We start from the raw sequence: 23,318 nt of genomic DNA, 5'->3' as shown, positions 1-23,318 counted from the left end.
TTGTCTCAAGACTTACGGATAGGTTTTCGGTTCCCGAACCGCTGGCCGGTACATGATGCTGTCGGTATCGACCATGGTGTTCTTGTAGGCGCGGCCATCCTTCATCACGAGTTGCAGCTTGCTCTCATCCAGGATCAGGTTGATGTCCTCAAGCGGGTTGCCGTCCCAGATCAGGATGTCGGCATAGCTGTCAGGTGCGATCTGGCCCAGGTTATAGGTCGGATAGGGGTCTTTTGGACCAGACCACTTGAGCACGATCCCCGCGTTGCCGGTCCAGTGCTTCAAGGCCTGCGCAGGGCTGAAACCCGCATCGACGTTGCAGGTGATGTCCTCCTTGATCTTCTCGACCAGTCCAGGGCTGAACATGTCCGACCCCCCCACAATGAACATGCCGTACTCATTCATCCACTTGGACATCCGGCGCACGCCTTCGCCGGCCGCTACGCCCTTGAGCTTCTGTTCATGTGTGAAGAATGCCGGCATGGAATCATAGCTACCGAAGGACTTGACGCTCATAAAGCACTGGAAGCTCCAGACAATGTCCTTGGTTTCATTGTATTTTGCGACCATTTTCTTCACCATGTCCTCGGAGATCAGGAAGCCATGTTCGAAAGAGCGGGTACCGAGCCTCAGGTGCCTCTCGTAGCTTTCGTCGTGGTACGCATGCACGGCCACATAAGTGCCGTTGTCACGTGCGATTTCGACTGCCCGGGCAACTTCGTCCTCGGCGAGCCCAAGAATCTCGAGCGGATCGAACTCGCTTGCAACTCCTCCGCCACCCATGACCTTGAGAAAGGCTGCGCCCCGGCGCAAGTTCAGACGCGCAGCACGCGTGACATCATCCACTCCGTCGACCACCCAGGTGTTGCCGGTCGCCTGCCCCATATCCTGACCGTTCTCGAGCGTCGACGGCGGAACGTTCCGCCCGGCCCAGTCGCTGTGACCGCCGGTCTGGCCGATCGCGCCACCGGAGGAATAAACCCGCGGGCCGCGAATGAGGCCCATATCGATGGCCTTGGCGACATCCAGCGGATCGCCGGCGATGTCCCGAACCGTCGTGATCCCCTTCATCAGCATGTGATCGTTCATGTATTGGATGGCAATTGCTCCACCAGCCGCGCCGTCCCAGCGGGTCTGATAGGCTGCTGTGCCTTCGGGCGGGTTGAGCATCACGTGTTGGTGCATATCGATCAGACCGGGCGTCATCACTTTTCCAGTTGCTTCGATGACGAAGGCGCCCTCTACCTCGATCGGATCGGTCGAGACCTGCGTGATGACGTTACCCTCGACGAGCACGTTGGCATCCTCGATCAGGTCCGGGCCGAACCCGTCGAACACATCCACATTTGTGAACAGGATCGGTGGTGGCCCCTCTTGCGCATGCGCGACGACGACAGGGGAAAAAGCGAAAACGGTCGCGAGCAAAACAGATTTGATTGAACTGGGCATGACTCTGGCCTCCTTTGTGGCGTATTCCAAAGAGGATAGACGAGAAAGCGTTCAAGCCGGTTGCCAGTTTCGATTCCAAAAAGTCGATTCTTAACCCTAAAAGTGGCAACACTCTTTCAGCCATGCATGCTAGGCTTTCCTCAGGAGACGCCAATGCCACTTCAGACCAACTACGAATTGCACCGGGAAGGCTTCATTCGCCTCGCGCTGGTGGCTCCCTTTCTGAACTACCTGGAAGAGCGCGGCATCCACCCGCGTCCGGCGCTGGACAAGGTTGGATTAAGTGCCGATCAAATCAATGACACGGGCGTTTATGTCCACTCCGAACTCGTCTTCGGGCTCTTGAACGGGTTATCGGACCTGGCTGGCGACAAGTATCTCGGCCTTCGCGTGGGCGAAGCGTTCAACCTGCAGGCCTGGCCTCCTTTCGCGACGGCCCTGCAATCAGCAACCACCCTGTTCGAGTTCCTTGCCAGTTTTGTAAGCCTTGTCCCACAAGAGTCGAGTTCTGTGCGCCATAGCTTGATCGTGGAGGCAGAACGAGCGATCTACCGGATCTCGCGACTTCAGGAACCCGCGGTCGCCCCTGTCCAAGTCACTGGTTTCGGAGCGGCGATATATGTCCGGCTGTTGCAATCTGTGGCCGGCGACATATGGAACCCCGCAGAGGTTGTATGGGAAACCCGCTATATTGCCTGCCTGCCACCAAACTATGCCGGTGTCCAAACCCGGTTCATGCCTGACCCTGGCATGCAGCTAAGTTTTCCCGTCGATTGGCTGTTTCGGGACGTGTCGAAGATGCCTGATAACACACCGCCGAAACGGCTAGCCCTTGATGACGAGGTAACGATCGTTGCGGCCATGCGGTCCATTTTGCGCGACAAGCTTGATGAACCAGATCTTAGCTCTGACGCTATCGCGGGTTTTCTGGGTATTCAGACTAATCGTTTGCACAAAGCCCTGAAGCATCATGGCACGACCCTGCCTCGCGAAATCAAGCGCCTAAAAATCGATCTTGCCGAAGACCTTTTGCGTAACAGCGACAGGACCGCAGCTGAAATCGGCGCGAAGTTGGGTTATGTGGACAAGGCCCATTTCACGCGATTCTTTAAGTCCCAAACCGGGATGACACCGACGGCCTTTCGATCCAGTTCGTCGTAAATGCAATCCGCAGCCGGGTCGGTAACGACAGCGTCGTTCTCTTCAGGCAGTCGCCGCCGACAAGACCGTTTCAATACGAGTGGCTGGTTTGTCCGCAACTCGGACATCGGCACCCGAAAACTTGCTGCGCAGTGAATGAATGACCGCTTTTCTTTCTGCGGTGCGGCTCAGGGATCTGGCGACTAGTTCGCTGCGCATGCGAGGTTCAGAGATGGAGCACTTCCGCTTTGGGCTCGGTGCAGACGTTCGCCCGATTATCGCGAGCGACCGCAATGCCGACTAAGCGGTCATAGGCAAATAGTGCATGGAGCGAGAAAGCAATTGACCAGCATGCAGCCCGTCCGTCGCGCTATTTTCTTCTGCACTCAGCCTTAAAACACAGACTTCACGGATATTCCATTTGTCGCTGCCTCGGTTCACATTTTCGGTGCGGCATGTAACAGTTCAGATGTTTGTCGTCGATCATGAACCGGAGGCCGATCCCTTGGCATTTCCCAAAAAACGCCTGACGCGCCGAAAATTCCTTGGAACAGTTGGGGCAACAGGTGCCTTTCTTGGCAGTGTGAGCCTTTCGTCAAATTCTTCATTTGCCGGAACGCGGCAACTTGACGACCTGGTCGAATACGATGCAGTCGGGCTAGCGCAACTTGTAAAAACGAAAGAAATCTCTGCGATCGAACTCGTCGAGCGGGTTATCCGCCGGATTGAAGCACTGAACCCCATAGTCAATTGTATGGCGACACCTACCTTTGACCGCGCGCTGGAAAAAGCGCGAGAAATATCCCCGGATACGTTTTTCGCCGGTGTGCCAACGATGCTTAAAGACATGGTTGATGTTGGGGGTGTCAGACGGACAGATGGCTCCCGGCTTTGGGCAACGAATATTCCGCAGAAGTCCGTCGCCTATGTCGATGCTCTGGAAGCATCGGGGCTTAACATGATCGGAACAACCGTTGCCCCCGAGTTCGCCAACGGTCTTGACAGTGAACTCTACGGGATGGCGATCAATCCTTGGAACCTTGACTATTCGTGCAATGCCTCAAGTTCTGGCGCGGCCTGTGCGGTTGCAGCGGGAATAGTGCCGCTTGTGCATGGCACAGATGGCGGTGGGTCAAACAGGCTTCCCGCCAGTGCCTGCAATGTCATTGGTTTCAAGCCCTCTCGGGGCCGCATGATGTCAGGCGAACAGGACGGCAGCCACGATACGTTCAAGACGAATGGACCGATTTGTAGAACCGTGCGCGATGCGGCTGCATTGATCGATGTCTGCGAAGACAAAGCCGGTCCTTTTCCGCCGATCGGTTTCATCGAAGGACCATCGAAACGCCGTCTGAAGGTCGCGTATGCCCGGATGGGCACCAAAGGTGTTGAACCCGTCGCTGCCATAGTGCGGGCACAGGACGCCGTCGCAGAATTATTGCGTGAACTCGGGCACGAAGTGACTGTCATCGAACATCCGATCGACGGAGCAGAGTATCTTCGCATGTTCCGCTATGCGTTTTTGCCAAAGTTTGCGCCGCTGCTCTCTTTGGCGCGCAGCACCAGTGGTCAGACATCGCTTGATACTGGGCTCCTGTCCAACTGGACGGCAACAACGATGCTGGAGGGGCAGTCCTATTCCACGGAACAACGGCAGGAAGGGTTGGATTATTTCAATGACATTTCGGCCAAGTTCGCGGCAGTTTTTGCGAACTACGACGTTATCTTTAGTGCCACTTCCCCTTCCGAGACATTGAAGCGGAGTGCGGTCAGCCACCGTGACGACTTCGCGTTCAAAGCCCATCTTCTTGAGAATTTGCTGGCGCTGACTTCCCCGGTGAATGCCGTGGGCGATTGCGCGATCTCACTTCCGCTTTCATTCTCCTCTGAAACAAACATGCCGGTTGGATCAATGTTCCATGCAGCAGCCGGAAACGACGCCACGCTTGTCGAGCTATCTTACGAACTTGAACAGGCCAGACCATGGAAAGAAAACTGGGCGCCATATTCCGCCAAGTTTATTCCAGTATGACCATAAACGAGGTCCGCATTGGGCTCGAAGCGGACAGTCGGCAAATTTGGTGGAGCGTCTGCTTCGCGGACCAAGCGCCATTTCGCTGCAAAAGGCTTCAAAGTCCGGTGAAGACGTATCAAGACCACCGTGCCCGGCACCTGGGGTGGAAACCGGTCATTCGCTGTAATCGAAAAACTCTCTTTGATTGTGACAGGTTTCGGGTTCCGAGCAGAAATTGAAACAAACTACAGGGCTATGGGAAGCTGAAGCGTGACGCTTGCTCCTTTTTCGACTTGGTTGATCGCGGCCACTCCTCCGTGGCGCTTCGCTACAGCTGAGACAATCGACAACCCTAAACCGCTGCCTTCGGAATATTCCAGCTGCGAAAATCGACTGAAAACGGCTTCGCTTTGTTCGGGTGAAAGGCCGGTTCCGTCATCGGATACGGTAAGCTTTACGTTCTCGCCATCAGAGCGCAGCGCGACTGAAATTTGGCTCAACTTAGTCCCACCGTGCTTAACTGCGTTGTCCAGCAGGTTTTTGATGGCCTCAGTTAAAAAAACCTGATCTCCTGAAACCGGAATTGTCGAGTCCGGCATCGTAACATCAAACTCGATCCCTTTTGCGAGGATCTGTACACCCATGTCAGCGCAGGCTTCTTCCACAACCGCACGGAAATCAATCTTGTCCATCTGATCCTGATGCGTAGGTTGCCGCAACCGCTCCAACGACAATAGCTGCTCGGCCACCGTAGCGGAGTTTTTCGCTGCCGACACAAGCTCGATAATCCGTTTGTCCTTGTCCTCATCCGATCTTGCGTCCCGCAACGCCTCGGCCATGGACTGGACCGCTGCCGCCGGATTTCGCAGCTGGTGCGCGGCTTCTGAGATAAACACCTGATGGGCGTTGATGCTGTGCTCGACCTGTCCAAACAGCCGGTTCAGGGTCTGAACAATACCATAAACCTCGACCGGGACCGGGCGTTTGATTTCGCTCAGGTCGTCAGGTGAGCGTAGGTCGATCGCATCCTGCAAATCCAGCAAGGGCCGCAACCCGCGTGCGACCCCGAACCACACGACAACAGCAAGGGTGGCCAGCAAGATACCCATCAGGATCGCCGCGCGGATCGACAGTTCGTTGGCAAAGGCGTTGCGATCGGCAACGCGTTGCCAAGCTGTTACTGTCGCATCGCCCACCAGGTTATCAAGTGTGACGCGCTCGGTCATTTTCAGTACGCGCACCGGCTCATCCCGATAGATCGCCTCGAAAAACCTCGGCTGGTACGCGTCTTGCTCAGACGGGTTTGCAGCGGCCGGAGGGTATGCATACCCTGTGACGTAGATGCCACCGGGTCCGGTCACGTGATAAAAAATCTCTCCGCCCGATGCGTCGCGGATCAAGCTGCGCGTGGTGGGCGACAGGGCATCGCCTTCTGACACCGCCACATCGCGAGAAATGGCCAGACCGGCGGACAATAGGCTGTCGTCAAAAAGCTCCTGTGCCGTTTGTTGAGCAACCGTGTAGCGCCAGTATCCAAGCAGGATTGCGAGCAGCACCAATGGCGTCAGGATCAGAATGAAAAGCCTGAGCCTGAGTGAGCCGTGCCGGATCACTTCTGCACCTCTAGCAGATATCCAAGGCCACGGGCGGTCTTGATCCGGATGCCAAGGTTCTGAAGGCGTTTTCGCAGTCGTGACACATGCGGCTCGACGGCCGAATCGTCGACATCGGCTCCCACGCCGTAGACGTAGTCGATCAACTGACTTTTGGGGACGATCCTGCCGCGACGTTCCAGCAGGCATTCAAGCACAGCCATTTCCCGACGCGGCACATCGAGAACTTGGCCCTTTGCGCTCACCTGCCGGGCGGTGCGGTCGAATTCCAGGTCTCCGATCGTTTCGCGCGCACCGTAATCCAGTTGTTTGCGGCGGGACAGGGCACGGATGCGGGCCTCGAGTTCATCCATCTCGAAGGGTTTCACTAAGTAATCGTCGGCGCCCATATCCAGACCCGAAACGCGGTCGCTGGTCTCGGTGCGCGCGGTCAGCAGGATGACGGGCGCGCTGTCACCCCGGTTGCGAAGGGACCGCAAAATCTCAAGCCCAGACCGACCCGGCAGGTTGATGTCCAGAACGATCAGATCTGCGCCTTCTTGCTCCAGATACAAATCGGCCGCGCCGCCATCTGTCAGCACGTCAGCGGCATGGCCCCGATCCCGCAGGCGATAGGCAATGGCGTTGGCAAGGGTCTCATTATCCTCGACGATGACGATCCGCATCAGGTCTCCCGCAAGTTTCGCGCAAGGTTGGCGCCCCATGATTGCCAGATGGGAGGGGGAATCAACCCCGCAGTTCTAATTGCAATCACGGTGGCGCGGAGGGCGCCGACGTGGTTGTCTGGTCAACAGGGAGGAACCAATGGCCATTTCCAACTTCACTCGTCGTGCCGTCGTGGGGCTGATCGCCGCTGCCGGATTCGCTGCACCTGCCGCTGCCGAGGTCGATTTCTCGGGCAAGACCATCGAATGGGTCATTCCGTTCTCGGAAACGGGCGGGTCGGCTAAATGGGCCAACTTCTTCGCGCCACTATTATCCGAGGCATTGCCCGGTCAGCCGACTGTGGTGGTCAAGTTCATGCCGGGCGCGGGATCAACCAAAGGCGCGAACTGGTTTCAGGAAAAAAGCCATGATGACGGTACCCTTTTGTTTGGCACGTCCGGGTCTACTCAGTTCCCGTATCTGCTGAGCGATCCCCGCGTACGCTATGAATACAACGATTGGATTCCGGTAATGGCATCTGGAACGGGTGGTGTTGCGTATCTGAACGCCGAGGACGGAGCCAAGTTTGACGGCTCTGCCAATGCGCTGAAGGACACCAATTTCATCTACGGCTCGCAGGGTGCAACCCGTTTGGACCTTGTGCCTCTGCTGGCCTGGCAGATGTTGGGTATGAATGTGGAACCGGTATTTGGGATCAAAGGCCGCGGGGATGGTCGGCTGATGTTTGAACGTGGTGAAGCCAATATAGATTACCAGACGTCCTCGGGCTATCTGGGTGGTTCGGTCCCGCTGGTCGAAGCCGGTCAGGCCGTTCCCATGATGACTTGGGGCGCATTGGATGCTGATGGCAATATCGTTCGTGACCCGACCTTCCCGGACATTCCGACTTTCAAGGAGGTCTGCGAGGCCACCGATGGCTGCGAAACCAGTGGTGAGGCATGGGACGCATGGAAAGCCTTCTTCGTGGCAGGTTTCCCGGTTCAAAAGCTGGCCTTCCTGCCCGGTGACACGCCGCAAGAGGTCGTCGACGCCTATACCGCAGCGTTTCAAGCAGTGACCGAGCGGGGTGATTTTGCTGATATCTCCTCGAAGCACGTCGGCAAGTATCCGGTGTTCGTCGGCGACGGCTCGAAATCTGCTCTGCAGACGGCGACCAATGTGGATGACAATGCCAAGCAATACGTCCTGAACTGGCTGAAAGAGGCCTACGGCGTCGAGCTGAACTAAGCTGACACGTCGTCGCGCCCAACGAAGGGCGCGCGTTTCTCTACATACAAAACAGTTTATGAAAGGCGGCCGCTATGGAGGTTTTCGCCACCGCTCTACCTGCGCTTGGTGACGCGTGGGGTTTGATCCTGCAACCCATCGTTCTGGGGTATCTCATTCTCGGCGTCGTCATGGGGCTGGCTGTGGGCGTCTTTCCGGGGCTTGGCGGTATTGCCGGTCTGTCCCTGCTGTTGCCTTTCATGTTCGGAATGGACCCGATCCTTGGTCTGGCGCTGATGATCGGGATGGTCGCGGTGGTGCCGACCTCGGACACGTTTGCGTCCGTCTTGATGGGCATCCCCGGCAGTTCTGCTTCGCAGGCCACCGTGCTGGACGGCTTTCCGATGGCGAAAAAGGGCGAGGCTGCACGGGCCTTGTCAGCAGCCTTTTCCTCGTCCCTATTCGGAGGGCTCGTCGGCGCGACCTTCCTGACCATGTTCATACTTATCGCGCGACCCATCGTTCTGGCCTTCGGCCTGCCCGAGATGTTGATGATCACAATTCTCGGCCTGTCGATGGTCGCCATTTTGGCCGGGCGGATCCCGCTGAAAGGAGTCGCCGCCGCCGGTCTGGGCCTGATGGTCGGCACGATTGGTGAGGCGGATGCAGGCGGTTCGCTGCGCATGGCAACTTACGACATTCCTTATCTGACGGACGGTTTGAAGCTGGTCATCGTTGGCCTGGGTATCTTTGCGGTGCCCGAGATCGTATCGCTGCTGCGTCAAGATCGGTCGATTGCCAACGGGGCCTCACTGGGCGCCGGTTGGCTGGACGGCGTCAAAGACTGGTTCGCAAATATATGGCTGTCGGTGCGTTGTTCGATCATTGGCGTGATTGTTGGAGTCATTCCCGGCCTCGGCGGCTCGGTTGTCGACTGGATCGCCTACGGTCACTCGGTGCAATCCACCAAGGACAAGAGCAATTTCGGCAAAGGCGAAGTGCGCGGCGTCATCGGCCCGGAAAGCTCGAACAACGCCAAAGAGGGTGGAGGGCTGGTGCCAACTCTGCTGTTTGGCATCCCTGGTTCAGGCTCGATGGCGATCTTCATCGGCGCGGTGGCTTTGCTGGGGTCAGGCGATATCGAGGTCGGTCCGAGCATGCTCAAGGACAATCTCGACATCACCTATTCGATCGTCTGGCTGCTGGCGTTGGCCAACGTCGTCGGGACCATCCTGTGCATCGCGGCATCGGGCGGGATCGCCAAGCTGACCACGATCCGCTTCACCTATCTGGCGCCGTTCCTGTTCATGTTGATCAGCTTTGCGGCGTTCCAATCCGGCCAAAACTTCGAAGACTTGCTGGCCCTGTTCGTGATCGGCCTGATCGGCATCTTTTTACGCCGTTTCGACTGGTCGCGCCCGGCCTTCCTGATCGGTTTCGTTCTGTCGAACCCGGTTGAGAAGTTCACCAATCAGGCGTTCCAGATCGCCTCATTCCGGTTCCGCAAAAGCTTTGGCGAGGGGATGGAATATGTCTTCAGCCCTATCGTCATCGTGCTGATCGTGGTCACGGTTGTTTCGGTCATTCTGGGTATCCGGCAGGCCAAGATGATCATGGCCGAGGGTGATGTTCAGGCCGGTACCAAACGCGCGCCGCTTATCTTTCTGCTGGTGATCATGGCCTATCTGATCGTCGCATTGGTCAACGCCAACATGATCCCCGACTACAATATGACCGACAAGATCATCCCGCTGGTTATCGGCAGCGTCTCGCTATTCTGTTGCGTGATCCTTCTGATCCAGATGATGCGACGTCCCGAAGGCGACGTGATCTTTTCCGACAAGGAAATCGCCGGTGAAGACGCCAGCGCACCCCACGGTCTGTGGTCCACTCTGGCGTGGTTCGCCAGTATGATCGCGGCCACGTGGGTGGTGGGCTTCATCCTCGCCCTGATAGGGTTCCTGATCGCCTTTCTCCGTATCCGCGCCGGGTCCAGCTGGCAGATGACTCTGATCCTGACCGCCTGCGGCATCGGGTTCATGTGCCTGATGGCGGGCGCTCTGAACCGCGATTTCCCGCCAGGTCTGTTGCAGGACATGGTCAGCCTGCCCTGGCCGTTGAAGTGAGGGGTTCAAAATGACTCAAACCGCAATCCCTTATATCTTGATGCGTGGCGGCACGTCGAAAGGCCCGTATTTCCGCCGCTCGGATTTGCCTGAGGATCTGGACGCGCTGGCCGAGGTGCTGATCGCCGCTCTTGGGTCCGGGCAGTCGCTGAACATCGACGGCATCGGCGGCGGCGCGGCGGTGACCACAAAGGTCGCGATGCTGTCGGTCGGCGAGGATGACTGGGCCGATATCGACTATTTCTTCGCGCAGGTCTCGGTCGAGGACAAGCTGGTCGATTTCAAACCCACTTGCGGCAATATCCTGTCTGGCGTTGCCCCTGCTGCCATCGAGATGGGCTTGTTCAAACCGCAGGGTGATGAAACTGAAGTTCGCATTCGGGCCGTCAACACTGGGGCTCGGATCGTGGCCAAGGTGAATACACCCGGGGGCGAATTGACCTATGAGGGTGATGCGGAGATCGCCGGCGTTCCCGGTCATTCAGCGCCGGTGCAGTTGAGTTTCATGGGCGTGGTGGGCTCGGCCACCGGAGCGTTCCTGCCTACGGGCAACCTGCGCGATGCAGTTCAGGGCGTCGAACTGACCTGCATGGATGTCGCTATGCCGATGGCTATCGCCCGCGCCACAGACTTCAGATTGACGGGCTATGAGAGCGCCAATGAGCTGGACGCAAACCGCGCGTTCTTTGACCGGATGGAGGCCGTTAGGATCGAAGCAGGGCAGCGGATGGGTATGGGGGATGTGTCCAAATCGGTCACCCCTAAGTTCGGCCTTGTTGCTCCGGCCAGAGAAGGCGGAACGCTCGCAGTGCGGTATTTCATGCCGTGGAAAACCCACCCGACCATGGCGGTCACCGGCGCGCAATGCATGGCGTCTTGCGCTTTGACTCCCGGAACCGTCGCCGACGGTTTGCTGGATCGCCCCACGAACAGCCCGGCTGAAGTCGTTCTGGAACACGCCTCGGGCAATATCGACGTGTTGGTGGATTTTTCCACCACCGACGGGTTCACAGTGAACGCGGCGGGTTTGGTGCGGACCGCGCGCAAGTTGGCGGACGGGCATGTTTATGTGCCTGAGTCTGTTTGGAACGGGAGTTGATCAAGTGCAACCCAAATAGTATACTATTGTATACATAGTGGGAGGGACACGATGGACAACTACTCGGAATGCCTCGATATCGCGCGTCAGGAACTCATGTTGGCGCAGTTGGCCCTACGGCGGGACATCGCGGACTACCCGACACCGATTGCTGGCTGCGATGAGCAGTTCAACCATCTGCTGGATCAAAGCGAACGGGTCCGCAATGCACTTTCCGCTCTCAACACATGTCATTTTGTGCCGACGCCAAGAAAACTGAACACCGAGCAGGGTATAGAAAGCCGATGAAGGTCCACATTCTTGATGACTGGTTTGACACGCTGCGTGGCCTGCCTTGTTTTGAGAAACTCACCGGTCATGAGGTGACGTTATGGACGGATCATGTCGAAGAAACTGACACTCTGGCCGAACGACTGCATGACGCGGAGGTGCTTGTCCTGTTCCGCGAACGTACCAAAGTCACCCGCGCTTTGCTGGAGAAATTACCAAACCTGAAACTTATCAGCCAGCGCAGCGTTTATCCGCATGTCGATGTCGAAGCCTGTACAGATCAAGACGTGCTGCTGTGCTCAAACATGCACGGCGGAACGCCGTCTTATGCTGCAGCTGAACTTACTTGGGCGCTAATCATGGTCGGGATGCGGGATTTGCCCGCACAAATGGCCTCGGTCAAAGCAGGGCACTGGCAGGCGGGCGTGGGCAAGACGCTGCGGGGGCGTCAGTTGGGGCTCTATGGCTATGGCCGCATTGCTCGCGCCATTGCAAGTTATGCCGAGGCCTTTGGGATGAATGTGGTCTGGTGGTCATCCGTAGAAGGCCGGGCGCGTGCGCAGGCGGATGGCGCACAGGTCGCGCCCAGCCGTGAAGCGTTCTTTGGCAGCAGCGATGTTGTCTCGGTCCATGTGCGCTTGAAACCGGATACGCGCGGGATCATCACCGCATCGGATTTCGCACAGATGCAGCCGGAGGCGCTGTTTGTGAACACCTCGCGAGCCGGGCTGATCGCACCTGGTGCTTTGCTTGAGGCGCTGAACGTCGGTCGCCCCGGCAAAGCGGCGATTGATGTGTTTGATTCCGAGCCACTGATTGATCCGACCGACCCGCTTTTGTCACATCCCAACCTGATCGCGACCCCACATATCGGCTTTGTCACTGAAGACGAGTTCGACCTGCAATTCGCGGATATTTTCGATCAGGTGAACGCCTATGCCGAAGGCGCTCCGATCCACATGATCAACCCCGAGGTTTGGACCAACGCAGAATAAGATTCGCGGCGATGGGCGCACCGATGATCACCAGCACGATCCTTGTCAGATGGTGGGTGATCACAAAGCCCAAATCCGCGCCCGAGACGATGGCCAGCACCGTCATCTCTGCCTGCCCACCGGGCGCGAAGGCCAGAAACGCCTCGACAGGTTGGCCCAGTCCCAAGGTGGTGACAACGGCGGTGAAAGTGGCTGCCAGGACGGCAAGGACAATGACATAGGCGAAGCCCGCTGCCACTACCCGGCGTAGTTCGACCCATGTGACACCTACGAATTTCACACCAATTCCGCAGCCAATGAAAAACTGCGCTGCAAGGATGGCCTCGCGAGGCGGTCGGGTATGAATTAAGTCGCCCAGTGACAAGGCGGCTGTAAGGATCATTGGCCCCAGGATTGACGCCCCGAACAGGCCGATCCGCTCCCCGCCTTTCCAGCCGATAATGGCGGCCAGAACCATCAGCGCCAATTCATGTATTGGCAGGTTGTGCGCGGGCTCGCCAATCGGATTGGTGAGTTGGGCATCATAGAACACGGTGAGGAACAAGGGGGCCAACGTCACGATGATCAGCACGCGCGTACCGTGGATCAAGGACAAGGTACGCGGATTGGCCCCCGCCTCAGTGCCAAAGATGATCATGTCTTGCAAACCGCCCGGCATGGCTGCGTAGAAAGCCGTTGTGGAGTCAAAGCCCCAGAATTTGCGAAAGAATGGCACACCTACCAGCGCGATTAGCAGGATGAAGAACGGGATCAGCGCAATTGACGCGGCCATTTTTGGCAATTCAGCAAACAGAGCCGGCGTAATCGATGCCCCTACCGCCACGCCCAGTATAGTGCGGGCGGCAACCGAGACCTGTCCAAAGCCTTCCATCGGTGCGTGCGCAAGAGCTGCAATCAAACATGCGCTCATTGGCCCGAACAGAAAAGGTAGCGGCAGGTTTAGCGCCCAAAATACCCCTGTGCCCAACACCGCCAGGCCGAGCGTGACGGCCCGTTTCGTCAGAAGAGAGGGGGTATCAGTTTGGCTGTGCAAGGTAAGCGTTCCAGCTTCGTTGACTTATAATGTATCCATGTGTATACAACTGGACGCAAGATGACAAGAGAGCCTGCGATGACCCTTCAGGACGACCCGTTACAACCTGGCCCACAAGGCAATTCTGCGTATCAGCGCCTGCTGGGCGAGATTCGCGAGGGCACTCTTTTGCCCGGCGACCGGCTGCGTGAGATTGAGCTGTCTGAACGGTTGGGCGTCAGCCGTACCCCGGTACGCGAGGCGATAAGGCAGTTGGAGGCCGACGGGCTGGTCACGCATGTGCCACGGCAAGGTGCCACCGTGCGCAGTCTGGATTACGCCGAGGTCATGGAACTCTATGAGATGCGCGCCGTGCTTGAAGGGACAGCGGCCCGTCTGGCAGCCCGCGCGGCGTCTGATGTCGAACTGGACGAGCTTGAAGTTCTGAACGACCGGCTGGCCGAGGCGGGTACTGGCCCCGATGCGGCCCAAATCAACAAGATCTTTCACGAAACACTTCTGGATGCGGCCAAGAACCGATTTCTGGCAAAATCCATGTTGTCCTTGCAAAAGGCGCTGTTGATCCTGGGTCCCTCGCAATTGCTGGATAGCGACCGCGCCGAGGCCGCAGTGGCCGAGCATCGGCGCATCATGGCGGCTTTGAAGGCCCGCGATGGCGCAGCGGCCGAGACAGAGATGCGCGCGCATATTCAGGCTGCGCAGCGGATGCGCATCCGCGCGTTGCAGGACCGCGACCGCTCAATCGACGAAAGCCAGTAGGTAGACAGGATATGGCCACCCCAAAGGAAGCTTACGATATCGCTGTGATCGGTGGCGGCAATGCGGCTCTCTGCGCTGCGATGACTGCAGCCGAGGCAGGCGCCCGTGTTCTGATCCTTGAAACGGCGCCAAAACCTTATCGCGGCGGAAACTCACGCCATACGCGCAATTTTCGCTGCATGCATTCGGGCCCGTTGGGTCCGCTCGTCGAGGCGTATCGCGAAGACGAATACCTCTCGGATCTGCTGAAAGTCACCGGTGGAAAAACCGATGAACATCTTGCCCGGTTGGCGATCCGCACGTCGGAAGAATGCCTTCCCTGGATGCAAGAACACGGGGTCCGGTTTCAGCCGTCGCTTTCCGGCACATTGTCATTGGCACAGACCAATGCGTTTTTCATGGGGGGCGGCAAATCTCTGGTGAATGCCTATTACCGCACGGCGGCAGGTTTGGGTGTAGATGTGCTGTACGAAGCCGCCGTCACGCATTTGGAACTGAATGGTGATCGGATCGAGTGGGTCGACTATAGCTATGAAGGCCAGTCTCATCGCATCGCGCCCAAGGCGGTCATCGTTGCCTCCGGCGGCTTTCAGGCCGACACGGATTGGCTCACCCGAGCCTGGGGTGAACCTGCCAAGAACTTCCTGATCCGGGGAACGCCTTACAACCGAGGCGTTGTCCTGTCTGATCTGCTGGACCAAGGAGTAGAAAGCGTTGGCGACCCGACCCAATGCCACGCCGTTGCCATCGACGGGCGCGCGCCGAAATTCGACGGCGGCATCGTCACCCGTCTGGACTGCGTTCCGTTTTCCATCGTCGTGAACAAACATGCCGAGCGGTTCTATGACGAGGGCGAAGACGTCTGGCCCAAACGCTACGCGATCTGGGGCCGTTTGGTGGCGGCGCAGCCGGATCAGGTGGGATATGCCATCATCGACGCCAAATCGCTGAACCTGTTCATGCCGTCCGTGTTCCCTCCGCTAAAGGCGGACACGTTGGACGAATTGGCCGGGATGATGGACCTGCCCGCGGAGAAACTGAAAGCAACCGTCAGCGCATTCAACGCCGCCTGCGGTAACACCAGCGGGTTTCATCCGACCGAACTGGACGGGGTGGCGACCTCGGGCCTGATCCCGCCCAAGACCAACTGGGCGCGCCCAATTACCGAACCGCCGTTTTACGGCTACTCGATGCGGACCGGCGTGACCTTTACCTATCTTGGGTTGAAGGTTGACGAGACAGCCCAGTGCTCGACCCCAAGCGGCAAGATCAAAAACCTTTGGGCGGCCGGGGAAACGATGGCCGGGTCCATCCTTGGGCAAGGCTATCTGGCGGGCTTTGGCATGACCATCGGAACTGTCTTTGGACGCATCGCAGGACGAGAGGCCGCCGCTTATGCAAACTGATCTTATTCAGGAAGCCCGCCGCCAGGCCGAGATCTGCAACGCCTGCCGCTATTGCGAGGGTTATTGCTCGGTCTTCCCGTCGCTGCACGCAGCGCGCGCGTTCTCGGATGGGGACATCACGCAATTGGCCAACCTGTGCCACAACTGCCGGGGCTGTTACTACGCCTGTCAGTACACCGCCCCGCACGCGTTTGACCTGAACCTGCCCAAGGCGCTGGCTGAAGTGCGGCGCGACAGTTGGGAAAGCTTCGCCTGGCCGCAGCCGCTGGCACGCCGGTTCCACACCCATGGCGGAGCCATCGCCCTGGCGTTGGTGGTCGGATTTGCCCTGTTGTTCTGGGCGACCCGCGCCATCGGTTCCAGTGGAGGCGAAGGGTTTTATGCCGTCCTGCCCCACAACGCGATGGTCGCGATCTTTGCGCCTGCATTCCTGCTTCCTCTGTTCAGTATCGCCTTCAGCCTGAGGCGCTATTGGGCAGAGGTTGGTGGCAAACCGATCCAGATGTCTGATCTGACGGTTGCGCTCAAACGCGCGGGCAAGATGCAGGATCTGGCCGCAGGCCATGGCGAGGGTTGTAACTTCGAGGACGAAGACCGGTTCAGTCAGGGCCGACGTCACATCCACCACGCTGTTATGTATGGTTTTCTGCTGTGCTTTGCGTCGACCTCGGTGGCGACGATCATGCACTATGTCTTCGGAATGTACGCGCCTTACGGGTTCTGGTCGTTGCCGAAACTGTTCGGGATTTCCGGGGGGCTTCTGCTGACGGTGGGGTGCGGTGCGATGGCGCTGCTCAAGCTAAAGTCAGACCGAGACCTCGGCGATCCGTCGGCCTGGGGCGGGGATATCGGCTTCATCCTGTTGCTCGGGTTTGTGGGGCTCAGCGGGCTGGTTCTTTACGCCCTCGGTTCAACACCTCTGATGCCCGCACTGCTGGCCATCCACCTCGGATCGGTCCTGACCTTCTTCCTGCTGACGCCCTACACAAAAATGGCACACGGCTTCTATCGGCTTGCGGCGCTGGTCCGAGACGCACAACGAAAAAGAGATGCGTCCATGGTCCGTTAACAGCCCGTCGCGTCTGAGTGAGCAGAAAGAACATGCAATAGGATCAAATATGATTGTGAAGAACTCTGCGTTGCGGCACTTCGAGTGGCGGTCAACGTCCGGAATGGGCCGTCCATTGTAGGACCAACGGCAGCGACGCACGCTTCGCACGTATTTGGGCCGACCGCAGCAATTTGCACTCTGGGCTCGAAGCGGACAGTCGGCAAATTTGGTGGAGCGTCTGCTTCGCGGACTCTGCTGCCGTTGCCAGTTCAAAAATGAATGGCAGCTGTGCGCGATTCGCGCAGGCAGCGAAAAATAGCAAGGGCGGGAAGTGGAAGTTCGCTGCAGTCGCTACGCATGCTCGCAGGAAATGCGGAAGCTGACGTTTAGATAGCTTCCCAAGCGAGCATCTTTCTGTCCCGCCGCAAGGCGGCTCCGAGTTCGTACTTCATATGAATGGTCCATGCCGAAACTGGCGCAATGGGCGGGAAGCGAACCTTCGTCGTGTCAATCCCGAACTCCGCTATGCGGCCTAAGCCGAGCTAGAGCTTGTCCACGCCGGTCATATTGATTGAATTCCGAAAGTGTGGAAACGTTCATATGGTAGACGCGTTAACGGCGATATTTCACATGAAGCGTATCCTGTTCTCAGTTGTGTTTTGTTTTCTGCCTGCGATGGTGCTGGCGGACAAAGTTGCCTTGGTAATTGGCAATGCGAACTACCAACATGTCAGCAATCTCAAAAACCCGTCGAATGATGCGATCGACATTGCAGAGGCATTGCGCAGGATCGGGTTTGAGGTCACAACAGGTCTTGATCTGGATTACCGCGACATGCGCCTTGCCATACGTGACTTTGGAGAAAAGGCAAAAAACGCCGAGTCGGTCATCGTATACTTCGCCGGCCACGGCATCGAGTTGGACAACACGAACTTCCTGATCCCTGTCAGTGCGGAACTGCGGAGCGACCGTGACATCGAACTCGAGGCAATCCGCCTCAACACATTGATTAGCTCCATCGCGGGCGCACCCGGCTTGAAGATCGTGTTGGTTGACGCCTGCCGCAACAATCCATTCCTCGCGACTATGGAGCGCACAAACAGCACCCGCTCAATTGGACGCGGACTTGCACGTATCGATCCGGGAGGTGTGTTGGTTGGATATGCTGCAAGGAGCGGAACGCTGGCGCTTGACGGCGATGGCCGCAACAGCCCCTATGCTCAGGCTCTGCTCAACCACATCGAGGAACCCGGACTTGAGATTGGCAAGTTGTTTCGGCGAGTCCGCGACAGGGTTTACACTCTGACAGAAGGCTATCAGGAGCCATTTACTTATGGCTCGCTTCCCGCCAGAGACATTTTTCTTGTTCCAGATGCGGCTGCAGGCTCGACGCCAGAGGAAGAAATTGAGCGTGTCGAAGACCAGATTTATGCGGACTTTGAACTTGCGCGTTCGCTCGGAAGGCTTGATGCGATCGAGATGTTTCTGGAGCGATACGAAGGCGAAAGGGATCATTTTGCAGTCGCGCTCGCCCTTTCGTTGCGGGACGACTTGCTTGCTGAGCACCAGAAGGACGAAGTGCCGGGCAACAGTAGTACTGCGCGAGACAAAGTAGCAGCTCTTGTGCCGACATCGCCTCAAAGCGCGAAGGATGATACAGAGACGCGCAGCCTGATCCGTGATATACAAACTGAGCTAAATCGCGTTGGCTGCAGCGCTGGCACAGCGGACGGTGTTGCGGGCCCACGCACGAGATCTGCTTTCTCTCGGTATATCAGCGCTAGAGAGAATCTTGGACTGACGCCTGAGAGCCTCGAGACCAGTGAAACTCTTGCCGCACTTCGAGGAGAGCAAGGAAGAGTCTGTAATCAGTTGGTCGCGCCGTCTTTCGCGACTTTTGATGGTGACTACATTGTCTTAATCAGACGCAGATGGGACGATGATTATTGGCAAACAACCAGTCGGCCCGACAAGGCCTATTTCCCCGGAAAAATCGAGCCACTTGCAGCCTTGCGCATCAATCGCAATGGAGACAAGCTGACCTTGCTATCTGCCCAAGGCTTTGCGGCCGAAGGGCCTTGGTTTAGGGACTTCACTGGCAAATTCGATGACTCCGGTCAGTTGAAATTGCGTTTCACATTGAGTTCGCATTTCGGGCAGGCGACACCCTATAAGGTCAATATAAGCGTCAAACTGCCCGAAGGACTTTCGCCAGGAAGAAGGCTTGTCTACGAGCCGCGCAGGATTGACGGGCAGTTTTTTCTGAATTTTCTAATACGCCGTGTCAGTTGAAACTTTAAAGCGATGTCCTTGCCTGCTCCGCAAGAAGACCGTCGCTCTGGGCTCCTCGTCGCTGTTCGCCGCAGATTTCGCCAAGGTCTTGTTTGGGCCGTCCTTACACGCATCAATGTCGGAAGTCAGCGCTTTTTAGCTATTCATGCGTGATGCAGCATTTGCAACTATGGGCTCAAAGCACTCGTTCGATGCAACTCTCACCAACAACCGCTTTGCGGACAAAGCGGACACTCACTCCATGGGACTCCAATGACCGCTCTGCGGACTTTGCAGCCATTCCCTTTTGATCCGCATCAAGGACGTGGAACGGCGACCAGCTCAATATCTCTCCAACCTATCAGAGAGGAGAACATGGAAATGGTTGAGAAATCTCACACCAGCGGCTTCTGGCCTTCGCTTTATGAACCCCTTCGGCAGGTGGGGACGCGAGTATCCGAATGGTTGGCCCCTGCATCGGAGGCGTCAGGTTCGGATAACACTTACCGTATCAGCGTCGAACTGCCAGGGGTGGCTGAAGAAGACATCGACTTGAGTGTTCATGAAGGTGTTGTAACGCTGAAGGGCGAAAAGCAAACCAAGCGCGAAGAGAAAGGTGAGACATGGTTCTTCTCCGAGAGGCAGTATGGCTCTTTCAGCCGGTCTTTTCGGCTGCCGCCGGACGCGGATGCCGACAGTGTCGATGCACTCCTGAAGGATGGAGTGCTGACCATCAATATTCCTAAGGTCACACTGGCAAAGTCGGAAGATACCAAGGTGCAGATCCGCAGATCCTAGGGCCAGCCGAATGATCTCGGGGCTGGTTTTGTAGTACTTTAATGGCGATCTTTTATTCATAAGCTGAGGCTACGAAAGCCCCCTGCTCCGCCTCTAGCCAAGTTCTTCTGACAATTTCAGGCCAACGTTTTCAAAATCTTCAACCGCGTTTCTTCTATCGTACAAGAGGTCTTAATATGGTTCCAATCAATCGGACCCAAGTGCTTTTGCAACTGCCTTTCAAGCACTCTCGGAGTCGCATCAGAAGCTGATTGAGGCCGTGTTTGAACGCGTCGTTTGAGTTCTCCCGGCGCCGCGGTTAACCAGATGCCGTCGAAGCGAACACAAGCTTCCCGCGCGACCTGTTCGACTTCCTCCCTTCGGCCTGGGCGATCGTAAACGGCGTCGACCACCACCGCGCTCCCACCGCTCAAAAGTGAGCCGGCTCTCTGCGCCATTGAACCATAAACTCTATCCGAAACCTCAGGCTCATAGGCATGATCCGGTAACTTGGTGTGTGGATCGCACCCGAACATTGCTTTGCGGGTCTTGTCACTTTCTATCACTCTTGCGCCCGGTGCAGATCCGATGGCAGGAGCAATTGCAATCGACATAGTCGACTTGCCGCTACCACTAAACCCGCCGATCGCGACCAAGCGCGGCTTTGAGGCACAAAAGAGAGACATTGCCAGCTCGTAGTAACTGCGGGCTTCTTGCCGCTTGGCGTTTGCGTCTTCGATGTGTGGGTCTTCGGATTGGGTCGCAAGGACATGCGCTCGGACCGCTGCTCGAAGAGCAATAAAAAACGGCAAACAAGGGTAACCGTCTTCTTCCTCTGTAATATCTAGATAGTGATTTACGACGAGGTTCGCGAACTGTCGTAAATCCCTGTGCCAAAGGTCCATAGCTAGGAAGGCGAGATCGTAAAGAACGTCAACAGTCGCCAGTTGGTCATTGAAATCGATACAGTCGAAGAGTCTCGGGCGACCGCCGAAGAGGCAAATGTTTCGAAGATGAAGGTCGCCATGGCACAGTCTAACGCAACCACGCGCGGCGCGTTTGTCGAGGATAGGTGCCCTCTGCTTCAAGTCCGCGTGAAAAGCCCCGTCAATTAGGTCAACTTCAGCCTTGGAAAACACCGAACTTTGCTGAAACCCCGCATGATTAATTTCCAGGACGGCTTCGATATTTTCACGCCCATTGGCTTGGACTTTTTTTGCCAACTGATGAGCTTTGGCGATCGTCTTGGCCAGGACACTCATTACGTTGGAGGTCAACTCTCCCCGCACAGCCATTTTGTCCAGAATTGCATCTTGATCGAAGCGTACCATCTCAACAACTGCGTCAACAAACTCGCCCTGCCCGTCCAAATTCAACACTGAACCGCTTCGAGTAATGTGCCGTACGCCGAGATAGATTTCAGGCGAAGTGATTTTGTTAAGTTGCAACTCCTTTGCGCATGCCTCTGACCGAATTTCAGAAGTTGAGAAGTCTGCATAAGGCAAATAGACCGCCTTCTTGAGCTTGTATGCTCGATCTCCGGCGAGAAATACGATTGATATATGTGTTTCGATAACGTCGATTTTCTCATTGATGCCGTACGTGGCTGGGTCCGAAAGGAAAGCCACCACTTCGCTTTGGTCTTCAACAATCATCTTTGCCTCCGGCGACCTAGAAAAGTCTTTTTCGGCTAGGTGTTCACGGCACGTACCTAAGCGGCTTGGGAGATTGAATGCTCTCCAGGTACTCGGTCAACGCGATGAGTTTGGCAGGAACTTCTGCAACCAAGCCATTTCCCGTATCAAATTCGACCGTGGAGCCTTCGCTTAGCTCGGCGATAACGGGCATGTCCTCACGTGGGGTCGTTGTTTTTAGATAGCCATCCAAGATTGACATCACTTCTAGCATAGGCCAAACACCGCTTCTTCGGTCGGCAATCTTGGTCAAATCCGGAGGTTGTGTTTTCACGGCCGTCGCCGCAGGCCCATTTCCCTGTGCATCAACCCCATGGCATTTGGCGCAGTGTGCGATGAATAGATCTTCGCCTTGTGTCGGAACTGTTTCCGCCAAACTCTGAAACGAATAAAACACGGAGCCAACCAGGATTACTGCCGTAAGTTTTTTCATAGTCTCAAGCCCACTAAAATTGAGTCTTTTGCCCTTTAAGATTTGAAACAAGGCGGTGTCCTTATGGGTACCAACTCCGCTTTTTTCACCGACTTCGAAAACGGCTATTGGAGCGGGCAGCAAAAAGCGAAAAACAGCTTCGCTACTTAACATTCCAATCTTAGCATTCGAGTCCCGTCCGACTCCTTGATGTGGGTCAGATGAAGATGGACAAGATTCGTTTGAAAGTTCACACCGTTTTCTTATTTGCCACCCGATTTTAGACAAAAAGAACCTGCATTGCGCGCGCCAAAGGTGGTTAGGCGCAACAAGAAATTTGTACTCAGCGGTAAAGATCTGAGAGTGCTTTCTCATACCTTGCTAGAACTCTAGCTCGCTTAGGCTTTAGTGTCGGCGTGATTAGACCGTTTTCTAGACCCCAGGGTTCAGTCTCGATGACAATGTCGCGGATGCGGGCAAAGGGCGGGGTATCTTCCAATCTATTTGTTAGATATTCAACCAAATTCCGTCGAACTTCTTCGGACATTGGGTTAGCTAAGGAAACATCCGTCTTTTCGCACCAAGCTTGGAATTTCGGTGCATTTACAACGACAACCGCCGAGCACCATGGCTTGCTATCACCCAACACACAGACCTGTTCGATCAGAGGATCGGCAGCCAGAGCTGCTTCTATAGGCGTTGGATTGACGTTTTCCCCGGTCGATAGCACGAGGATGTCCTTTATTCTTCCCCTTATATAAACACGCTCATCGATTATCTCGGCCGCATCGCCTGTACGAAGCCAATGATCTTGATCGAAGGCATCGTTTGTCGCGTCTGGGTTATTCCAGTAGCCGATCATAGCGCTCGGTGAGTGGATCAACAGTTCTTGCCGATCACCTATTTTTAGTTCGCTGCCCGGAAGCGTGAAGCCGACGCTGTCACAGCGACGATCATCAATTGTCGACCCGGTTACTGCAGGTCCAGCCTCTGTGAGTCCGTACCCCTGAAGCAGCGGGATTTCCATTGCTGCGAAAAACCGAGACGTATCTGCGGACAAAGGCGCACCACCGCAAACCAGCATTCTAATATGCCCCCCAAAAGCTTCGTGCACACGCCTGCTGACACGTCTACCGATCAGGGTCCAATAAAGGTTAGCCACTGTCCGCCATCAGCACCCATGGAACAGACTAGGTTGATTGCGTAGCGGAGGATTTCAGGCTCATCGTAACCATCAGAGAGTGGAGATTGTCCGTCATCGAATGATTTGGAACACGAGCGTTTGATTGGCTTAGGAGGATCAGGCTCGCCGTAGTTTCAATCTACGCCGCGTTCTG

General features: G+C 56.4%; 19 protein-coding genes. 12 read left to right on the top strand and 7 right to left on the bottom strand.

Features of this window, described 5'->3' with window-relative positions:
• Nucleotides 1-12: 12 nt before the first annotated feature.
• Nucleotides 13-1,449, bottom strand: coding sequence for an amidohydrolase family protein (locus ACR0AM_RS18995; RefSeq protein WP_480476174.1), 1,437 nt, complete (start codon nucleotides 1,447-1,449; stop codon nucleotides 13-15).
• A gap of 60 nt (nucleotides 1,450-1,509) precedes the next feature.
• On the opposite strand from ACR0AM_RS18995, the gene ACR0AM_RS18990 reads away from it, so the two are divergent.
• Nucleotides 1,510-2,610 carry an AraC family transcriptional regulator gene (locus tag ACR0AM_RS18990; protein ID WP_480623716.1) on the top strand — a complete coding sequence of 367 codons (1,101 nt, stop codon included), beginning with the start codon at nucleotides 1,510-1,512 and terminating at the stop codon, nucleotides 2,608-2,610.
• 484 nt (nucleotides 2,611-3,094) lie between these two features.
• Nucleotides 3,095-4,621, top strand: a complete 1,527-nt coding sequence (locus ACR0AM_RS18985) for an amidase (RefSeq protein ID WP_480607559.1) — start codon at nucleotides 3,095-3,097, stop codon at nucleotides 4,619-4,621.
• Between the two features lie 227 nt (nucleotides 4,622-4,848).
• On the opposite strand, the gene ACR0AM_RS18980 is transcribed toward ACR0AM_RS18985, so the two are convergent.
• Complete coding sequence (locus ACR0AM_RS18980) at nucleotides 4,849-6,216, bottom strand: sensor histidine kinase (RefSeq protein WP_480554984.1); 1,368 nt, start codon at nucleotides 6,214-6,216, stop codon at nucleotides 4,849-4,851.
• Complete coding sequence (locus tag ACR0AM_RS18975) at nucleotides 6,213-6,881, bottom strand: response regulator transcription factor (RefSeq protein WP_480505559.1); 669 nt, start codon at nucleotides 6,879-6,881, stop codon at nucleotides 6,213-6,215. Before ACR0AM_RS18975 ends, ACR0AM_RS18980 begins: the two co-directional genes overlap by 4 nt.
• A gap of 139 nt (nucleotides 6,882-7,020) precedes the next feature.
• Between ACR0AM_RS18975 and ACR0AM_RS18970 the strand changes: the two genes are divergently transcribed.
• From ACR0AM_RS18970 to ACR0AM_RS18950, 5 genes are all read left to right on the top strand, one after another.
• Nucleotides 7,021-8,109, top strand: coding sequence for a tricarboxylate transporter (locus ACR0AM_RS18970; protein ID WP_480554983.1), 1,089 nt, complete (start codon nucleotides 7,021-7,023; stop codon nucleotides 8,107-8,109).
• A 74-nt stretch (nucleotides 8,110-8,183) separates the two neighbouring features.
• Nucleotides 8,184-10,214: a tripartite tricarboxylate transporter permease gene (locus ACR0AM_RS18965; protein ID WP_480623715.1), complete on the top strand. Its 2,031-nt coding sequence runs from the start codon at nucleotides 8,184-8,186 to the stop codon at nucleotides 10,212-10,214.
• Nucleotides 10,215-10,224: 10 nt separating this feature from the next.
• A complete protein-coding gene (locus ACR0AM_RS18960) occupies nucleotides 10,225-11,313 on the top strand; it encodes a 4-oxalomesaconate tautomerase (protein ID WP_480623714.1) in 1,089 nt (362 codons plus the stop codon).
• Nucleotides 11,314-11,364: 51 nt separating this feature from the next.
• Complete coding sequence (locus ACR0AM_RS18955) at nucleotides 11,365-11,601, top strand: hypothetical protein (RefSeq protein WP_480623713.1); 237 nt, start codon at nucleotides 11,365-11,367, stop codon at nucleotides 11,599-11,601.
• Nucleotides 11,598-12,578: a D-2-hydroxyacid dehydrogenase family protein gene (locus ACR0AM_RS18950; RefSeq protein WP_480554978.1), complete on the top strand. Its 981-nt coding sequence runs from the start codon at nucleotides 11,598-11,600 to the stop codon at nucleotides 12,576-12,578. Before ACR0AM_RS18955 ends, ACR0AM_RS18950 begins: the two co-directional genes overlap by 4 nt.
• Here ACR0AM_RS18950 and ACR0AM_RS18945 read toward each other — a convergent pair.
• A complete protein-coding gene (locus tag ACR0AM_RS18945) occupies nucleotides 12,547-13,611 on the bottom strand; it encodes an AbrB family transcriptional regulator (RefSeq protein ID WP_480487417.1) in 1,065 nt (354 codons plus the stop codon). The two genes, ACR0AM_RS18950 and ACR0AM_RS18945, sit on opposite strands and share 32 nt — an antisense overlap.
• Before the next feature lie 78 nt (nucleotides 13,612-13,689).
• Between ACR0AM_RS18945 and ACR0AM_RS18940 the strand changes: the two genes are divergently transcribed.
• From ACR0AM_RS18940 to ACR0AM_RS18920, 5 genes are all read left to right on the top strand, one after another.
• Nucleotides 13,690-14,370 carry a GntR family transcriptional regulator gene (locus ACR0AM_RS18940; RefSeq protein WP_480484186.1) on the top strand — a complete coding sequence of 227 codons (681 nt, stop codon included), beginning with the start codon at nucleotides 13,690-13,692 and terminating at the stop codon, nucleotides 14,368-14,370.
• 11 nt (nucleotides 14,371-14,381) lie between these two features.
• A complete protein-coding gene (tcuA, locus tag ACR0AM_RS18935) occupies nucleotides 14,382-15,776 on the top strand; it encodes an FAD-dependent tricarballylate dehydrogenase TcuA (protein WP_480623712.1) in 1,395 nt (464 codons plus the stop codon).
• Entirely contained in the window at nucleotides 15,766-16,845 is a 1,080-nt protein-coding gene (gene tcuB / locus ACR0AM_RS18930; RefSeq protein WP_480623711.1) for a tricarballylate utilization 4Fe-4S protein TcuB, read from the top strand. The genes tcuA and tcuB overlap by 11 nt, the downstream gene beginning before the upstream one ends.
• A gap of 612 nt (nucleotides 16,846-17,457) precedes the next feature.
• Nucleotides 17,458-19,119: a caspase family protein gene (locus ACR0AM_RS18925; RefSeq protein ID WP_170417841.1), complete on the top strand. Its 1,662-nt coding sequence runs from the start codon at nucleotides 17,458-17,460 to the stop codon at nucleotides 19,117-19,119.
• A gap of 360 nt (nucleotides 19,120-19,479) precedes the next feature.
• On the top strand, nucleotides 19,480-19,896 hold the full coding sequence (locus ACR0AM_RS18920) for an Hsp20/alpha crystallin family protein (RefSeq protein ID WP_170617576.1): 417 nt from the start codon (nucleotides 19,480-19,482) through the stop codon (nucleotides 19,894-19,896).
• A 116-nt stretch (nucleotides 19,897-20,012) separates the two neighbouring features.
• Here the strand turns inward: ACR0AM_RS18920 and ACR0AM_RS18915 are convergent, their stop codons facing one another.
• The 3 genes from ACR0AM_RS18915 to ACR0AM_RS18905 all read right to left on the bottom strand — a co-directional run bounded on the left by ACR0AM_RS18915 (nucleotide 20,013) and on the right by ACR0AM_RS18905 (nucleotide 23,095).
• A complete protein-coding gene (locus tag ACR0AM_RS18915; protein WP_480490425.1) occupies nucleotides 20,013-21,530 on the bottom strand; it encodes a bifunctional aminoglycoside phosphotransferase/ATP-binding protein in 1,518 nt (505 codons plus the stop codon).
• A gap of 43 nt (nucleotides 21,531-21,573) precedes the next feature.
• A complete protein-coding gene (locus ACR0AM_RS18910) occupies nucleotides 21,574-22,155 on the bottom strand; it encodes a c-type cytochrome (protein ID WP_480623710.1) in 582 nt (193 codons plus the stop codon).
• A 169-nt stretch (nucleotides 22,156-22,324) separates the two neighbouring features.
• A complete protein-coding gene (locus ACR0AM_RS18905) occupies nucleotides 22,325-23,095 on the bottom strand; it encodes an AMP-binding protein (protein WP_480623724.1) in 771 nt (256 codons plus the stop codon).
• Nucleotides 23,096-23,318 lie beyond the last annotated feature (223 nt).

The organism is Ruegeria sp. AD9, assembly GCF_056542305.1.
The sequence above is the reverse complement of the archived record's forward strand: the minus strand, read 5'-3'. Positions and strand labels throughout refer to the sequence as shown.

Bases quoted from the DNA above. Each gene is read 5' to 3' on its own strand.
- ACR0AM_RS18965 (WP_480623715.1), top strand. From the start codon at position 8,184: ATGGAGGTTTTCGCCACCGCTCTACCTGCGCTTGGTGACGCGTGGGGT.
- ACR0AM_RS18940 (WP_480484186.1), top strand. From the start codon at position 13,690: ATGACCCTTCAGGACGACCCGTTACAACCTGGCCCACAAGGCAATTCT.
- ACR0AM_RS18955 (WP_480623713.1), top strand. From the start codon at position 11,365: ATGGACAACTACTCGGAATGCCTCGATATCGCGCGTCAGGAACTCATG.
- ACR0AM_RS18920 (WP_170617576.1), top strand. From the start codon at position 19,480: ATGGTTGAGAAATCTCACACCAGCGGCTTCTGGCCTTCGCTTTATGAA.
- ACR0AM_RS18960 (WP_480623714.1), top strand. From the start codon at position 10,225: ATGACTCAAACCGCAATCCCTTATATCTTGATGCGTGGCGGCACGTCG.
- ACR0AM_RS18915 (WP_480490425.1), bottom strand. From the start codon at position 21,530: ATGATTGTTGAAGACCAAAGCGAAGTGGTGGCTTTCCTTTCGGACCCA.
- ACR0AM_RS18995 (WP_480476174.1), bottom strand. From the start codon at position 1,449: ATGCCCAGTTCAATCAAATCTGTTTTGCTCGCGACCGTTTTCGCTTTT.
- ACR0AM_RS18910 (WP_480623710.1), bottom strand. From the start codon at position 22,155: ATGTTAAGTAGCGAAGCTGTTTTTCGCTTTTTGCTGCCCGCTCCAATA.
- ACR0AM_RS18950 (WP_480554978.1), top strand. From the start codon at position 11,598: ATGAAGGTCCACATTCTTGATGACTGGTTTGACACGCTGCGTGGCCTG.
- ACR0AM_RS18925 (WP_170417841.1), top strand. From the start codon at position 17,458: ATGAAGCGTATCCTGTTCTCAGTTGTGTTTTGTTTTCTGCCTGCGATG.
- ACR0AM_RS18970 (WP_480554983.1), top strand. From the start codon at position 7,021: ATGGCCATTTCCAACTTCACTCGTCGTGCCGTCGTGGGGCTGATCGCC.
- tcuB (WP_480623711.1), top strand. From the start codon at position 15,766: ATGCAAACTGATCTTATTCAGGAAGCCCGCCGCCAGGCCGAGATCTGC.
- tcuA (WP_480623712.1), top strand. From the start codon at position 14,382: ATGGCCACCCCAAAGGAAGCTTACGATATCGCTGTGATCGGTGGCGGC.
- ACR0AM_RS18975 (WP_480505559.1), bottom strand. From the start codon at position 6,881: ATGCGGATCGTCATCGTCGAGGATAATGAGACCCTTGCCAACGCCATT.